This window comes from Pseudonocardia sp., assembly GCF_050246655.1.
GTDB lineage: Bacteria > Actinomycetota > Actinomycetes > Mycobacteriales > Pseudonocardiaceae > Pseudonocardia.
In genome coordinates this window covers 38,766-53,543 of the sequence record NZ_JBFWVQ010000007.1, presented here as the reverse complement: position 1 = coordinate 53,543, position 14,778 = coordinate 38,766, and the positions used below count along the sequence as shown (strand labels likewise).

Genomic DNA, 14,778 nt, shown 5'->3' with positions numbered 1-14,778 from the left:
TCCCTAGGGCGTCCAGCCGGGATCGCGCCCCGCGTTGCCCAGGGCGCGGTCGAACAGCGGGGCGTCGGCCGCCACGGCCACGCGCGGGCCGAACAGCCCGTCCCCACCGGATCCGTCGAACTGGGCGGTGAAGCCGTGCACGATCTCGGCGCTCACCGGGTCCGGCTCGAACGGCTGCCCCGTGGCGCGGGCGAGGTCCCAGCCGTGCAGCACCAGCTCGTCCAGGGTCACGACGGCCATCACCTCGGCGGGCCACGTCACCCCGCCCGCGGAGGCCATGCCCTCCCACGCCGACGGCTCCCGCCACGCCAGCACCAGCTCGTCCAGGCGGCGGGGCAGGGTGGTGCGCCACTGCGGGTCGAGGCGCGCGGCGTCCGGCCCGGGCGGCGGGCCGTCGCGGCCCGCGACCTTGCGGGCGGTGTCGGTGAACGCCCCCGTGAGCATGACGAGATGGTCCAGCAGCGCGGCGACCGGGTAGTCGCACGGCGTGGGCCGGACGAGGTCCTCATCGGTGACGCCGTCCAGGAGCGTGGCGACGGCGGACGCGGCGGGCTCGAGGTCGAACTTCGCAGTCATGCGCTACCGACGACGCCCGCGCCGGAAACTCATCGGTGCCGGCTCACAGGCGGGGCCTCCGCTCCCCACTCACAGGCCGAGCAGCGGCTCGATGCCCACCGTCAGCCCGGGCCGGTCCTGCACCGCCCGCACCGCCAGCACGACGCCGGGCATGAAAGACGCCCGGTCGAACGAATCGTGACGGATCGTCAGCAGCTCGCCCGGCGTACCGAGCAGCACCTCCTGGTGCGCCACGAGGCCCGGCAGCCGCACCGAGTGGACCCGCACCCCCTCGACGGTCGCGCCGCGCGCCCCAGCCATCTCGGTGGTCGTGGCGTCCGGCAACGGGTCGCCCCCGCGGCCGAGCCCGCGGGCCTGGGCGATCAGGGCGGCCGTGCGCGTCGCCGTCCCGGACGGGGCGTCGACCTTGCCGGCGTGGTGCAGCTCGATCACCTCGACCGAGGAGAAGAACGGCGCGGCGCGCCGCGCGAAGTCCATCATCAGCACCGCACCGACGCCGAAGTTCGGGGCGACGAGCACGTGGCCCGGCACCTCGTCCAGCCAGGCCCGGACGGTCGCGAGCCGCTCCTGGTCGAAGCCGCTCGTGCCCACGACCGCCGCGATGCCGTGCTCCAGGCAGAAACGCACGTTGTCCAGTACGACGCCGGGATGGGTGAAGTCGACGACCACCTCCACGCCCGCGTCGACGAGGTCCTCGATCGGGTCGCCCACGTCCACCTGCGCCACCAGCGCGAGCCCGTCCGCCTCCTCGACCGCCTGGCACACCTGCGTGCCCATCCGGCCCCGCGCACCCAACACTCCCACCGCGATCCCGTCGATCCCGTCGATCCCGTCCACGGCAGCAGCGTAGGGCCGGATGGTGCACACGCCTGGACAAAGGTGACCCTCGCGAGTCAGCCTGAGATCCATGAATCTGGGGAAGAAGCTCGCCGAGGGTTACGCGGTGGACACCGAGCGCGTCGACGTGCCGGAGCCCGCCGAGACCGCAGAGGCGGCCGTCACCGTCTCGGAGGGGGTCGACGCGCCGGTCGTCACGTCGGCACAGCCCGTCACGGCCTGACCCGTGCCCCGCCGCGTGCCGCGGGAGCACTCGGACCGGCCCCTGCAGGGATTCAAGCTCGCCTACCCGATGCTGTCCGCGGACGGCACCCGCGCCGGCTTCAGCGGGGTGACGGTCGGGCGCGGGCACGTCTACCTCGCCGTCGACGAGGCCGTCTGCGTGCAGGGATCACGGCACGCGCCGCCGTCGCGCTGGTGCGACTGCGGGTTCTACTGCTTCCACGAGGCGTCTTCCGCCCTCGACCTGGCGTGCGATCCGGACCATGCCGGCGCGGTGCTGCTGAAGGTCGCGGTCTCCGGCCGCTACCGCCGCCACGAGCGCGGCCTGCGCTACTCCCGTCAACGCGTCCGCGCCGTCCGGATCGGGCGCTGCGCCTGCGGCCGGGCCGCCGGGCTGCTGTCCGACACCGGCACCGGGACGGTCGGGTGGCGGCGCCTGCTCCCGGTCTGCCCGTCCTGCACCGGGACGCGCCCGGTCCTCGAGCCCGGCGAGTTCGCCCGCCTCGGGGGCGGCCGGTTCGGCGTGAGCACCGAGCCGCCGGACCCCACCCCGCCCGCCGTGCCGCCGGACGACGCGGGCGCCGTCGCCGTGCTCACCGCCGAGCTCGCGGTGCTGCACGCCCGGCTCGACGCGATGCAGGCCAGCATCGACGCGCTGCGCCGCCACGACGAACGCTGACGGGTGGCAGCGCATCTCCGGCGCGTTCGCCGCCTGGCGCTCTCCGGCGACGACTCGACGCCGCTCGGAACGGACGACAAGGCCGCCGAGCTCTGAGGACAGCCGCCCCGGCGATCAGGGCGCGGGCACGCGGACCGACCCCGCTCACGTCGCGACGATCGCCCCGACCCACACCGCCGTGGCGATCAGCGCCGAGGCGAGCTCGATGAGGATGCTCCATCCCACGGCGACCAGAGCGTGCTTGGTGGAGGGCCACGCCGCGGACGACTCGCGCAGCCGCGCCAGCTCGGCGAGGAACACGCCCAGCACGAAACCGAGGAACAGGCCCAGCAAGGGGACCACGAAGAACCCGGCGATGCCGAGCACGGCCCCGGCCACGATGCTCCTCGTCGGCACGCCGGCGTCGCGCAGCCGCCGCCCCGGCAGCAGGTACTTGACGACCTGGCCGAGCAGGAGCACCGCGGTCGCGATCCCCAGGACCGTCCAGCCGACGGTGTCGCCTCGCGGCACGGCCCACACGGCGATCCCGGCGAAGACGAGCACGGGGCCCGGCAGTACCGGCACCACGATGCCGACGATCCCGACGACGACGAGCAGCGCCGCGACGACCGTCGTCACCATGCCGTACGCCGGGGGGCCCTCATGGCGCCATCATGCCGTCATCCGGGCTGTCCGGTCCGGTGCAGCGCCGCCATGGCGCCGATGAGCATCTCCATGCCGAACTCGAACTCCGCGTCCGCGTCGTAGGCCGAGAGCTCGGGCAGCAGCGCCCGCACGTTGACGAGGGTGGGAGGCAGCAGCTCGATCCCCGGTGCGACCGCGTACGCCGCCCGTCCCGCCTCGTGGACGAGGCAACCGAGCGCGAAGTTGACGAAGGCGCGCATCACGTTCACCGCGGCGCGCCCCTCGAACCCGGCCGCGCGGGCCGTGGCGAGCGCACGCTCGACCGGCACCATCCCGGCGGCGGTTCCGGGCAGGCGGCTCACGACGAGCATGACGCTGCGCGGATAGCGGCGCCCGATGGCGCGGAGGTTGCGCATCAGCGTGCGCGCCTGGTCGGGCCACTCGGCGTCCGGATCAGCCGCGAACTCGAGATCGAGCAGGATGTGCTCGGCCACGGCGTCGAGGAGCGCCGCCTTGCTCGGCACGTGGTTGTAGAGCGACATCACCCCCGCGCCGACCTCGTTCGCGATGCGCCGCATCGACACCTCGTCCGGCCCGTCGCGCTCGATCAGGTCCAGGGTCGCGCGCACGATGCGCTCTCGGCTCAGCGGTTGGGTCACCCGGTTGCCCCCTCGTCTGCGGTGCCGCCGACCCCTGTGCGCAAGGGAAGATGTGGACCCTTCCCTGCCCCCAGGGATCCACACGAACACGGCTCACCAGGAATCTAGTAGGCGCGGTCGGGCGAGCGGCGTCGGACCTGCCCTTCGAGGTGCCCGGCCGCGCAGCTGGGCCGATCAGTCCAGTGAGACAGCGGCCGTCCGGCTCAGCGCGAAGGGCAGTTGCGCGGTGCGTCGGTCGGCCCAGCTGCCCGGCGGCCGTGTCCGGCGCCTACCCGGAGCGCAGGCTCGCCGGCAGCTCCGCCTCGTCGTCGTAGGGGCCGACGACAGAAGTGGTGAGCGGCGCCGCGAGCAGCTCCTTCGCGAGCGCGGCGACGTCCGCGGGCGTGACGGCGGCGATCTGGTCCAGGCTCTCGGCGATCGTGCGCTGCCGGCCGTGGTCGAGCTCGGCACGGGCGAGCCGGTTCATCCGCGACGGCGTGTCCTCCAGTCCGAGGACGAGCCCGCCCCGCAGGTTGCCCTGGGCCCTGGCCACCTCCGCCGGGCTGATCCCGCCCGCGGCGACCTCGGCGAGCACCTCCAGCACCACGCTCGCGACCTCGCCGAGCCGCGCGGGCGCGCACCCGGCGTACACGGCGACGCTGCCGGTGTCGGCGTAGGTGGTGTAGGTCGAGTACACCGAGTACGCGAGGCCGCGGCGCTCGCGGACCTGCTGGAACAGCCGCGAGCTCGGCCCGCCGCCCAGGGCGGAGTTGAGCACCGCCAGGGCGGGCCGGCGCGGGTCGTATCGCGACACCCCGGGAACGCCGAGCATGAGGTGGGCCTGCTCGGTGTCCTCGCCGCGCAGCACCAGCCGGGGCCGCTCCACCAGGTCCGCCGGGTCGGGACGCCGCGGCGGTACCGACGCCACCCCCGCACCCGCGCGGACGCACGCCGCACCCAGGGCCGCCCCGACGAGGCCGACGACGTGTGAGTGCGTGAGGTTGCCCGTGGCCGCGACGACCATCCGCGGCGTCCGGTAATGGTCGCGCCAGAAGGAGTGCAGCGTGTCGCGGGCCATGCCGCGCACGGACGCCTCCGAGCCGATGACGGGCCGGCCCAGCGGGTGCCCGCTGAACAGCGCCTCGTCGAACATCTCCCCGACCAGGTCCTCGGGGTCGTCGTCGCGCATCGCGATCTCGTCCAGCACGACCCCGCGCTCCAGTTCGACGTCCGCCGGATCGAGCAGGGCGTCCGTGACGACGTCGGCGAGGACGTCGACGGCGAGCGCCAGATCCGTGTCGAGCACCTGCGCGTAGTAGCAGGTGTGCTCCTTCGACGTGAACGCGTTGAGGTCACCCCCGACCGCGTCGAACGCCTCCGCGATCGACGCGGCGCTGCGCAGCCGGGTGCCCTTGAACAGCAGGTGCTCCAGGAAGTGCGCGGCACCCGCCTGGGCCGGCGACTCGTCGCGGGAACCGATGCCGATCCAGATGCCCAGCGACACCGAGCGCACGCCCGCGACCGCCTCCGTGACGACGCGCAGGCCGCCCGGGAGCTCGGAACGGAGAACGCCGGGGGCGGGCGCGCCCACCCCCGGCGTGACCAGGTCGGTCAACCGGCTCAGACCTCGGCCGGCTCGGCGGGCGCGGCGTCGACCGGGGCCGCCTCCTCCTGCACCGGCAGGAGGCTGATCTTGCCGCGGTTGTCGATGTCCGACACCTCGACACGGATCTTGTCGCCGACCTTCACGACGTCCTCGACCTTGGCGATCCGCTTGCCGTTGCCCAGCTTCGAGATGTGGACCAGCCCGTCCTTGCCCGGCACCAGCGAGACGAACGCGCCGAACGCGGCCGTCTTGACCACGGTGCCGAGGAACCGCTCCCCCACCTTCGGCAGCTGCGGGTTGGCGATGGCGTTGATCCGCGCGATGGCGGCCTCCGCCGACGGCCCGTCCGCGGCACCGACGTAGATCGTGCCGTCGTCCTCGATGGAGATGTCGGCACCGGTCTCCTCGGTGATCGAGTTGATCATCTTGCCCTTCGGGCCGATGACCTCGCCGATCTTGTCCACCGGGACCTTGATGGCGGTGACGCGCGGGGCGTAGCGGCTCATCTCGTCCGGGGAGTCGATCGCCTCGGAGAGCACCTCGAGGATCGTCAGGCGCGCGTCACGCGCCTGCGCGAGGGCCGCGGCCAGCACCTCGGACGGGATGCCGTCCAGCTTGGTGTCCAGCTGCAGCGCGGTGACGAACTCCGACGTGCCCGCGACCTTGAAGTCCATGTCGCCGAACGCGTCCTCGGCACCGAGGATGTCGGTGAGGGCGACGTAGGTGGTCTTCCCCTCGACCTCGTCCGACACCAGGCCCATCGCGATGCCCGCGACCGGCGCCTTCAGCGGCACACCGGCGTTGAGCAGCGACATCGTCGAGGCGCAGACCGATCCCATCGACGTCGAGCCGTTGGAGCTCAGCGCCTCCGACACCTGCCGGATCGTGTACGGGAACTCCTCGCGGCTGGGCAGCACCGGCAGCAGGGCCCGCTCGGCGAGGGCGCCGTGGCCGATCTCGCGCCGCTTCGGCGAGCCGACGCGGCCGGTCTCCCCGGTGGAGTACGGCGGGAAGTTGTAGTGGTGCAGGTAGCGCTTGTGGGTCTCCGGACCGAGCGCGTCGATCTGCTGCTCCATGCGCAGCATGTTCAGCGTGGTGACGCCCAGGATCTGGGTCTCGCCGCGCTCGAACAGCGCCGAGCCGTGGGCCCGCGGCACGACCTCGACCTCGGCCGACAGCGGCCGGATGTCGGTGAGGCCGCGGCCGTCGATGCGGACCTGGTCGCGCAGGATCCGCTGGCGCACCAGCTTCTTGTTCACCGAGCGGTACGCGGCGCCGATCTCCTTCTCGCGCCCCTCGAACGCAGCGCCGAGCTTCTCCAGCACCGCCAGCTTGATCTCGGCGATCCGGTCGTTCTGGGCGTGCTTGCCGGGAATCGTGAGGGCCTGCGCGAGGTCCTCGCTCACGGCCTCGGCCACCGCGTCGTACACGTCGGGCTGGTAGGCGGGGTAGAGCGGGAACTCGCCGGTGGGCTTCGCGGCGGCGTCCGCCAGCTGCTGCTGGGCGACGCACAGCGAGCGGATGAACGGCTTCGCCGCCTCCAGCCCGGACGCGACGACCTCCTCGGTGGGGGCGGTGGCACCGCCCGCGACCAGCTCGATCGTGGAGGTCGTGGCCTCGGCCTCGACCATCATGATCGCGACATCGGAGCCGGCCCCTTCGCCGACGACGCGGCCCGCGACGACCATGTCGAACACGGCCCGGTCCAGCAGCTCGTGGGTGGGGAACGCCACCCACTGCCCGTCGATCAGCGCGACGCGCACGCCGCCGATGGGCCCGCTGAACGGCAGCCCGGCGAGCTGCGTGGACGCGGACGCGGCGTTGATCGCCACGACGTCGTAGGGATCCTGCGGGTCCAGACTCATCACCGTGACGACGATCTGGATCTCGTTGCGCAGGCCGTCCACGAACGACGGGCGCAGCGGCCGGTCGATCAGCCGGCAGGTGAGGACCGCGTCGGTGCCCGGGCGGCCCTCGCGGCGGAAGAACGAGCCGGGGATGCGCCCCACGGCGTACATGCGCTCCTCGACGTCCACCGTCAGCGGGAAGAAGTCGAAGTGCTCCTTGGGCTGCTTGGACGCCGTGGTGGCGGACAGCAGCATGGTCTCGTCGTCCAGGTAGGCGACGACGGAGCCGGCGGCCTGGCGCGCGAGCCGCCCGGTCTCGAACCGGATGGTGCGGGTGCCGAAGCTGCCGTTGTCGATGACGGCGCTGGCCTCGTGGACGGTGTCGCCCAGATCGGTGGCCGGTTCGTCGGAGTGGACATCGGTCATGTGGGTGGGAGTCTCCTCGTGAATCGGGAGGCGCCGCACCGCCGGTGCTGTTCCGGTCTGTCGCGAGCCGGTCTTCGATCGAAGCAGCCGGGCGTGCCCGGATGCCACTACCGAGGACCGGCGGGTCGGTGGATGCCGACGGGGTGGCGCGTATGGAGTTCGGTGCGTGACCCGGGCCGGCCCGCCCCGCATCAGGGGACGGGCCGGCCGGGTGGGGTGCTATCGGCGCAGGCCGAGGCGCTCGATCAGGGACCGGTAGCGCGCGACGTCGACCTTGGCCAGGTACTGCAGCAGCCGCCTGCGGCGGCCGACCAGGAGCAGCAGGCCGCGACGCGAGTGGTGGTCGTGACGGTGCTGCTTGAGGTGCTCGGTGAGGTCGCTGATGCGCTTGGTGAGCAGCGCGACCTGCGCCTCGGGCGACCCGGTGTCGCCCTCGTGGACACCGTAGGTGTCCAGGATCTCCTTCTTCTGCGCGGCGGTGAGAGCCACGTGGTACCTCTCGTTCTTCTCGGCGGACCGTGGGGCCGGACCCGTCGAGCGCCGGGGAGGCCAGGCGCGCGGGTCGGGAAGACGGTCGCGGCCGCCACGGACTGCAGCCGGACCCGGGACTCAACGTTACCAGCAGCGCTGGTCAGCGCCGGACGGCGGCCCGTCGCAGCACGTCGGCGAGCTCGGGGAACGCGGGCCCGAGGACGGCAGCGGCGGCGGCCAGCCGCGCGGGCGGGTAGACCCGCCGCAACGCCTCCACCGGGCACGGGACGCGGGCCGCTGCGACCGCGGCCGCCTCGGCCGCCCGGACCCGGCCGGACGCCGCGGCGCGCGCCCCGTCCGTCCCGGCCCAGCGCCACCGGGCCCGGCCGACCTCGGCGAGCAACCGGTCCACCGCCTCCGCCTGTGGCGGTGTCGCGGCGAGTGCCGCGCAGCGGTGGTCCAGCATCTGCAGCCGGGCCAGCACCACCGGGTCGCCGATCTTCACCCGCCGCGCGCTGACCAGCTGCGACAGCATCGCCGGGCTCATCCCGAGGGTGCGCGCGAGCCGCGCCTGGCTCACCCCGAGCACCTCGACGAGGCGGCGCACGAGCTCGCCGACCGGGGCGCCGTAGAGCTCGCGCTGGTGCTCCCGGTTGGCGGCGATCCGCCGCGCGTCCGGCTCGGGGCTGCGGCGGCGCGGGAGCGGAGCGTCCGGCGGAACCTCGGAGGTGATCATGGCGCGGATCCTCGCAGCACGGGCACCCCGCGCGGGGCGGAACGGCGAAACCCGTCAGCCGCCGAGCAGCTCCCGGGTGCGCTCGACGTCGCGGCGCATCTGCGCGATCAGCGGCTCCAGCGCGTCGAACCGCTCCTGGCCGCGGAGTCGGTGCTCCAGGTCCACGCCGACGTGGTAGCCGTAGAAGTCCTCGTCCACGTCCAGGACGTACGCCTCTACGGTGCGCACGCGACCGGAGAACGTCGGGTTCGTGCCGACCGAGACCGCCGCCGGGAGCAGCCGCTCCCCGATCGCGAACCGGCCGGCGTAGATGCCGTCCGCCGGCAGGGCCGTGAACGGCGGCGAGGCGATGTTCGCGGTCGGGAAGCCGAGGTCGCGGCCGCGCCGCTCGCCGTGCACGACGACGCCCTCGACGCGGTGCGGGCGCCCGAGCGCGGCCCGGGCCGCCCCGACGTCGCCCGCGTCGATGCAGGCCCGGATGTAGGTGGACGAGAACGTCACGCCGTTCCCCGCGCCGGAGTCCGTGATGAGCTCCTGACCTTCGACGGCGAACCCGAACCGCTCGCCGAGCCGCACCAGCAGCGCGACGTCACCCGTGGCGCGGTGGCCGAACCGGAAGTTGCGCCCCACCACGACGGCCGCCGCGTGCAGCCGGTCCACCAGCACCTCGTGCGCGAACTCGGCAGGCTCGGTGCGCGCGAGCTCCGGGGTGAACGGCAGCACGCAGAACGCGTCCACCCCGAGCTCCTCCACGAGGTCCGCGCGGCGGCGCAGGCTCGTGAGCCGGGCCGGGTGGCTGCCCGGCCGCACGACCTCGGCGGGGTGCGGGTCGAACGTGACCAGCACGGTGGGCAGGCCGCGTTCCCGGCCGCGCGCCACCGCCCGGGCGATCAGCTGCTGGTGCCCGCGGTGCACGCCGTCGAACACCCCGACGGTGACGACGCTGCGCCCCCATCCCGTGGGCACGGACTCGAGCCCCCGCCAGCGCTGCACGATCCGCAGCCTAGGAGAACCGGCGGCTCACGTCCCGGCCGGGGCGAGCACCACGACGGGCCGCGCCGCGCCGTCGCGCTCCCCCACCAGGGCCAGCACGCGACCGTCCGGGGCGAACACGCCGTACGTCCCCGCCACCCCCACGCCGGGCAGGGGACGGCCGTGGGAGATGTCGACCGCCTGGGCGGCGTCGAGGTCGCGACGCGGGAAGGCGACGTCCACGGCCGCGTCCAGCCCGAGCTGCAGGCCCGGCTGCGCCTCCAGCTCCGGCAGCGTGCGGGCGTGCGCGAGCGTGAACGGTCCGACCCGGGTGCGGCGCAGCGCCGTGAGGTGCCCGCCGACCTGCAGCGCCGACCCGAGATCGCGGGCCAGCGCGCGCACGTACGTGCCCGACGAGCACTCGACGGCGACGTCCAGCTCCGCTGCGCGGCGCGCGATCAGATCGAAGGCCGACACGGTCACCGGCCGCGCCGGGAGCGCGACCTGCTCCCCCGCACGGACCAGCGCGTACGCGCGGCGGCCGTCGACCTTGATCGCGCTCACGCTGCTGGGCACCTGCTCGATCGCGCCGGTGAGGCCCGCCATGGCGGCGCGGATCGCCTCGTCGGTCACGCCCGCCGCATCGGCGGTGGCGAGCACGTCGCCCTCGGCGTCGTCCGTCGTCGTGGACGCGCCCAGCCGGATCGTCGCCGTGTACGCCTTGGTGTCCAGCGCGAGGTGGCCGAGCAGCTTCGTGCCCCGCCCGACGCCGCAGACCAGCACGCCGGTGGCCATCGGGTCCAGCGTTCCCGCGTGCCCGACCTTGCGGGTGCGCAGGATCCGGCGCAGCCGCGACACCACGTCGTGCGAGGTGAGGCCACCGGGCTTGTCCACGATCACGAGGCCGGACTCCACGCCGCGATCCTGCCCCACCCGCGCCCTCGGACGATCCCGGGTGCCGCCCGGTCCTCGGCCGCACCGGGCTCATCCCCGCACCGCGCCCGGGACGGCCCAGCGGTCCGACCGGGCGCGCAGCGTCACCGCCGCGAGCCGGACCAGCATGAACCCGGCGAGGCCCGTCCAGATCCCGGCCAGCCCCCAGCCGAACGCGAGCGAGGCCCACACCAGTGGCAGGAACGCCGCCACGGCCGCGAAGAGCGTCGTCGTGCGCAGGAACGCGGCGTCCCCCGCGCCGAGCAGCACCCCGTCCAGGGCGAACACGACCCCGGCGACCGGCTGCAGCGCCACGAAGAACCACCACGGCACGGTCACCAGCGCGAGCACCGCGGGATCGGAGGTGAACACCGCGGGCAGGACGCCGGCGAGCGCGGCGAAGAGCGCCCCGAACCCGATGCCCAGGACCAGCCCGTACGCGCCGACCTGCCAGGCCACGGAGCGGGCCCGCCGCGGATCGCCGCCGCCGAGCGCCGCCCCGACGAGCGACTGGGCGGCGATCGCCACGGCGTCGAGCACGAGCGCCATGAACGCCCACAGCTGCACCACGATCAGGTGCGCCCCCACCGCGGCCGCACCGAAACGGGCCGCGACCGCCGTCGCGGACAGGAAGCAGGCCTGGAAGGCGAGGCTTCGCGCGAGGAGGTCGCGGCCCAGGACGAGCTGGGCGCCCAGCAGTGCGGGCACCGGGCGCAGCCCGACCGACGGGTCGACAACCCGTTCGCGTACCAGCGCGGCGAGGAACAGGGTCGCGCCGAGCGCCTGCCCGGCCACGTTCGCCACCGCCGAACCGACGAGCCCCATGCCCGGCCATGCGCCGATCCCGTGCACGAGCACCAGGCACGCGCTCGCGGAGACCCCGTTCCCGGCGAGCACGTAGCGCAGCGGGCGGGTGGTGTCCTGCACGCCGCGCATCCACCCGTTGCCGGCCAGCGCCACGAGCACGAACGGCGCGCCGAGCAGCGCCACGCGCAGCCAGGACTCCGCGGCCCGCGCGACCTCACCGCCGTCGCCGAGCGCGCGGGTCACCGGCCCGGCCACGAGCTGGCCCACCGCGAGCACCGCGAGGCCCACCCCGAGCGCGAGCCACGTCGCCTGGACGCCCTCGGCCACCGCGTCGGCGCGCCGTCCCGCACCGTGCAGCCGCGCCGCCCGGGCCGTCGTTCCGTAGGCGAGAAAGGTCAGCTGGCTCGTGACCTGGGCGAACAGCACCCCCGCCACCGCGAGCCCGGCGAGCGGGACCGCACCGAGCCGCCCGACCACGGCGGTGTCGACGAGCAGGTACAGCGGCTCCGCCGCCAGCACGGGCAGGGCGGGCGCAGCCAGGCGCAACACCTCCCGGAACGGGACGCGCCCGCTCACCCCGGCGGATGCGGGCGCCGGCACACGTAGCCGAAGGCGGGCGGCAGGTTGCGCCACACCGTCTTGCTGACCACGACCTCGTCGAACGTGTCGGCGAGGGTGCGGCGGAAGCGACGCGCCGCGTGCAGCGGCATGCCGTGCAGGTAGGCGAACGTGGTGAACGCCCCGGCGGGCGCCAGCAGCCGGGCCACCTCGCCGAGGATCGACGCCTGCGTGGCCGGGTCGAACAGCGCCCACGGCAGGCCGCTCACCACCGCGTCCACCCGGCCGACGCCGCGTTCGGCGAGCAGGGCGGAGAGCTGCCGCGCATCCCCGGGCACGACCTCGAGCGTGGGGCGGGTACGCCGCAGGTACTCGCACATCCCCGGATCGAGCTCGACCGCGAGATGGCGTCCCGCCTCGGGCAGGCGACGGTCGATCGCCGCGCTCACCGCGCCCGTGCCCGGGCCCAGCTCGACGACGACGGGCCCCCCGGACCGGGGCACCACGGACGCCAGCAACTCGGCGAGCCCGACGGAGCTGGGGGCGACCGCGCCGACCGCCGCGGGACGGCGCACGGCCGCACGCAGGAACGCACGGCGGGCTCCTCGACTGGGCCGATCGGCGGCTCCGCTCTCGGCTACCACGGCCGTCACCGTATCCGGATGCCTGGGCGGGCCCGTCGTGCGGCCCGCCCCGACGTGACGATCACCACGTCCCGCGCGCCCGGAGCGGCAGCAGGGCGAGGAATGCGCCCCACCCGCAGAGGCCCGCCGCGGCGATCGCCCACCGGTAGCCGCCCGTCGCGTCGACCAGGAGACCGGCCAGCGGCGGTCCGACGAGGGCGCCGACACCGGACGAGGTGTAGACGAGGCCGACCACCGCCCCGAGTCCCCGGACGCCGAACCAGTCCGCCATCACCGTCGGCTGCAGCGCGATCCAGCCGCCGTAGCCGACGCCGAGCAGGACGGCGAAGGCGACCAGCCACGGCAGGGAGGTCGCGGCGAGCCAGACGAGAAAGCTGGCGCCGATCAGCGCGAAGCACGCCCGGAACGTCCGCACCCGGCCGATCCGGTCGCCGAGCGCGCCGATCGCGAGCCTGCCCGCGACGCTCGTCGCTCCGACCACGCCGATCAGGCCCGCGGCGGCGACCGGGTCCACCCCGCCCGCGGCCGCCGAAGCCGGGAGGAACACGAACGGCACGAACAGCGCCGTCGAGGCGAGGAACGTCGCCAGGTACATGAGGCGGAACTCCCGGGTCCGGACCACCTCCCGCAGTGCGCGCGGCGGTGCTCCCGGCATCACCGGCGGGCGGCGCGCCACGCACGCCGCCGCCACGAGCAGGGTCGCCCCGCCGAGACCCAGCAGCACGAACGCCCGCCGCCAGCCGTACACCGCGATCAGGTGGGCCGCGAGCGGGGCGCCCGCGAGCGTCCCGACCCCGATGCCCGCGACGGCGGCCCCGACGGCGAGCGCGCGCCGCCGGTCGAACCACGCCCCGACGGTGGCGACCATCGGCACGTACCCGCACGCGACCGCCACTCCGACGCCGAGCCCGTAGCCGAGATAGGCGACCCACAGCCGCTCGGCCGTGGAGGTCACCAGCAGGCCCCCGGCCAGCGCCACGGCGCCGGCCAGCAGCACCGGTCGCGGGCCGAGCCGGTCCACCGCCCGACCGCTCACCGAACCGAGGAGGAACCAGCAGCACGCGGTGATCGAGAAGACCAGCGACGTCGTGCCGCTGCCCGCGCCGAACTCGGCCGCCATCGGTGCGAAGAACGCGCCGAAGCTGTAGGCGACGCCGAACACCGCGGCCATCGCGACGAACGCCGCCGCGGTCGTCAGCCACCCCTGGGCGGAGTCGAGCACGAGGCCCCCGCGGCTCGTCACGCCCGCGAGCCTAGGTCAGCCGCGGGGCGGCGGCCGGATCGGCGGCGATCGCGGCGCCGGGGTACGGGCGGCGGCGGTCGCCACCCGGCCCGGGCATCAGCCCTCGTCGGCCTCCGCTTCGCGCGGCGTGCGGTACGGGTCCGGGTCGCCCGCGGGGGTGGCGCCCGCCGCCAGGCGCGCCACCTCGGCGTCCGCCTCACGGGTGCGGGCGAGCAGCTCGTCCATGCGGCGCGCCTCGTCGGGCACCTGGTCCGGCACGAACGTCAGGGTCGGGGTGAAGCGCACACCCGTACCCGCGCCCACGCGGGAACGCAGCACGCCGGTGGCGCTCATCAGGGCTGCGGCCGCACCGGCGGTGTCCGGGACGGCGTCCACGGTCGCGCCGAGCACCGTGTAGTAGACCGTGGCGTCGCGAAGGTCTCCGGTGACACGCGCGTCCGTGATGGTCACCATCGCGAGCCTCGGGTCCTTGACCTCGTGCTCGAGGGCGTGGGCGACGATCTGCGAGATCCGCTTGGCGAGCCGCCGCGCGCGGGCTTGATCGGCCATGGTGATCCTCCTCGAACCGGCCGCCCGGGACGGTCGAACCGGACCCGGGTGACACTTCTCCTACTCGTCGTCCGGCCCGAGCATCCGCTGCCGGGCCGACAACAGCTCCAGCTCGGGGCGTGCCGCCACGAGCCGTTCGCACCGCTCCAGCACCTCGACGGCGTGGCCCGCGTCCGGTGCCACGCACGCCACCCCGATCAGGGCGCGCCGGTGCAGGTCGAGGTGACCCGCCTCGGCGGCGGCCACGTCGAACCGCCGTCGCAGCTCGGCCACCACGGGCCGCACCAGCGAGCGCTTCTCCTTGAGCGAGCGGACGTCCCCGAGCAGGACGTCCAGCTCCAGCGTTCCCACGTACATGGCTGACCGGTGACGGCCGCCGGGTGCGCGGCGTCGGCCGCGCACCCGGCCGG

At 74.7% G+C, this 14,778-nt stretch carries 17 protein-coding genes; 2 read left to right on the top strand and 15 right to left on the bottom strand.

From position 1 onward, the window contains the following. Nucleotides 1–3 precede the first annotated feature (3 nt). Entirely contained in the window at nt 4–576 is a 573-nt protein-coding gene (locus tag AB7J25_RS04250) for a TIGR03086 family metal-binding protein (RefSeq protein ID WP_428505214.1), read from the bottom strand. Between the two features lie 69 nt (nt 577–645). Further along, nucleotides 646–1,413: a 4-hydroxy-tetrahydrodipicolinate reductase gene (dapB, locus tag AB7J25_RS04245; protein WP_428505212.1), complete on the bottom strand. Its 768-nt coding sequence runs from the start codon at nt 1,411–1,413 to the stop codon at nt 646–648. 70 nt (nt 1,414–1,483) lie between these two features. On the opposite strand from dapB, the gene AB7J25_RS04240 reads away from it, so the two are divergent. Beyond that, the gene (locus AB7J25_RS04240) at nt 1,484–1,636 is read left to right on the top strand and encodes a hypothetical protein (protein ID WP_428505210.1); all 153 of its coding nucleotides are present in this window, start codon (nt 1,484–1,486) and stop codon (nt 1,634–1,636) included. 3 nt (nt 1,637–1,639) lie between these two features. Then, nucleotides 1,640–2,314 (top strand): hypothetical protein, encoded by a 675-nt coding sequence (locus AB7J25_RS04235; protein WP_428505208.1) that lies wholly within the window; start codon nt 1,640–1,642, stop codon nt 2,312–2,314. A gap of 144 nt (nt 2,315–2,458) precedes the next feature. On the opposite strand, the gene AB7J25_RS04230 is transcribed toward AB7J25_RS04235, so the two are convergent. From AB7J25_RS04230 to AB7J25_RS04170, 13 genes are all read right to left on the bottom strand, one after another. Continuing rightward, complete coding sequence (locus AB7J25_RS04230; RefSeq protein WP_428505206.1) at nt 2,459–2,935, bottom strand: DUF456 domain-containing protein; 477 nt, start codon at nt 2,933–2,935, stop codon at nt 2,459–2,461. A 38-nt stretch (nt 2,936–2,973) separates the two neighbouring features. Beyond that, nucleotides 2,974–3,597, bottom strand: coding sequence for a TetR/AcrR family transcriptional regulator C-terminal domain-containing protein (locus AB7J25_RS04225; protein WP_428505204.1), 624 nt, complete (start codon nt 3,595–3,597; stop codon nt 2,974–2,976). Between the two features lie 268 nt (nt 3,598–3,865). Beyond that, nucleotides 3,866–5,200, bottom strand: a complete 1,335-nt coding sequence (locus AB7J25_RS04220) for a M16 family metallopeptidase (RefSeq protein WP_428505331.1) — start codon at nt 5,198–5,200, stop codon at nt 3,866–3,868. After that, entirely contained in the window at nt 5,197–7,455 is a 2,259-nt protein-coding gene (locus tag AB7J25_RS04215; protein ID WP_428505202.1) for a polyribonucleotide nucleotidyltransferase, read from the bottom strand. The genes AB7J25_RS04220 and AB7J25_RS04215 overlap by 4 nt, the downstream gene beginning before the upstream one ends. Before the next feature lie 219 nt (nt 7,456–7,674). Next, a complete protein-coding gene (gene rpsO, locus AB7J25_RS04210; protein ID WP_428505200.1) occupies nt 7,675–7,944 on the bottom strand; it encodes a 30S ribosomal protein S15 in 270 nt (89 codons plus the stop codon). A gap of 142 nt (nt 7,945–8,086) precedes the next feature. Next, nucleotides 8,087–8,662, bottom strand: coding sequence for a helix-turn-helix domain-containing protein (locus AB7J25_RS04205; protein ID WP_428505198.1), 576 nt, complete (start codon nt 8,660–8,662; stop codon nt 8,087–8,089). Nucleotides 8,663–8,716: 54 nt separating this feature from the next. Then, nucleotides 8,717–9,655 carry a bifunctional riboflavin kinase/FAD synthetase gene (locus tag AB7J25_RS04200; protein WP_428505196.1) on the bottom strand — a complete coding sequence of 313 codons (939 nt, stop codon included), beginning with the start codon at nt 9,653–9,655 and terminating at the stop codon, nt 8,717–8,719. Nucleotides 9,656–9,682: 27 nt separating this feature from the next. Then, entirely contained in the window at nt 9,683–10,549 is an 867-nt protein-coding gene (gene truB, locus AB7J25_RS04195) for a tRNA pseudouridine(55) synthase TruB (protein WP_428505194.1), read from the bottom strand. A 69-nt stretch (nt 10,550–10,618) separates the two neighbouring features. Further along, the gene (locus tag AB7J25_RS04190; RefSeq protein WP_428505192.1) at nt 10,619–11,950 is read right to left on the bottom strand and encodes an MATE family efflux transporter; all 1,332 of its coding nucleotides are present in this window, start codon (nt 11,948–11,950) and stop codon (nt 10,619–10,621) included. Beyond that, a complete protein-coding gene (locus tag AB7J25_RS04185) occupies nt 11,947–12,576 on the bottom strand; it encodes a class I SAM-dependent methyltransferase (protein ID WP_428505190.1) in 630 nt (209 codons plus the stop codon). The genes AB7J25_RS04190 and AB7J25_RS04185 overlap by 4 nt, the downstream gene beginning before the upstream one ends. Nucleotides 12,577–12,637: 61 nt before the next feature. Next, complete coding sequence (locus AB7J25_RS04180; RefSeq protein WP_428505187.1) at nt 12,638–13,819, bottom strand: MFS transporter; 1,182 nt, start codon at nt 13,817–13,819, stop codon at nt 12,638–12,640. Nucleotides 13,820–13,915: 96 nt separating this feature from the next. Next, nucleotides 13,916–14,368 carry a 30S ribosome-binding factor RbfA gene (gene rbfA, locus AB7J25_RS04175; RefSeq protein WP_428505185.1) on the bottom strand — a complete coding sequence of 151 codons (453 nt, stop codon included), beginning with the start codon at nt 14,366–14,368 and terminating at the stop codon, nt 13,916–13,918. Between the two features lie 60 nt (nt 14,369–14,428). Further along, nucleotides 14,429–14,725, bottom strand: a complete 297-nt coding sequence (locus AB7J25_RS04170; RefSeq protein ID WP_428505183.1) for a DUF503 domain-containing protein — start codon at nt 14,723–14,725, stop codon at nt 14,429–14,431. Between the last annotated feature and the right edge of the window lie 53 nt (nt 14,726–14,778).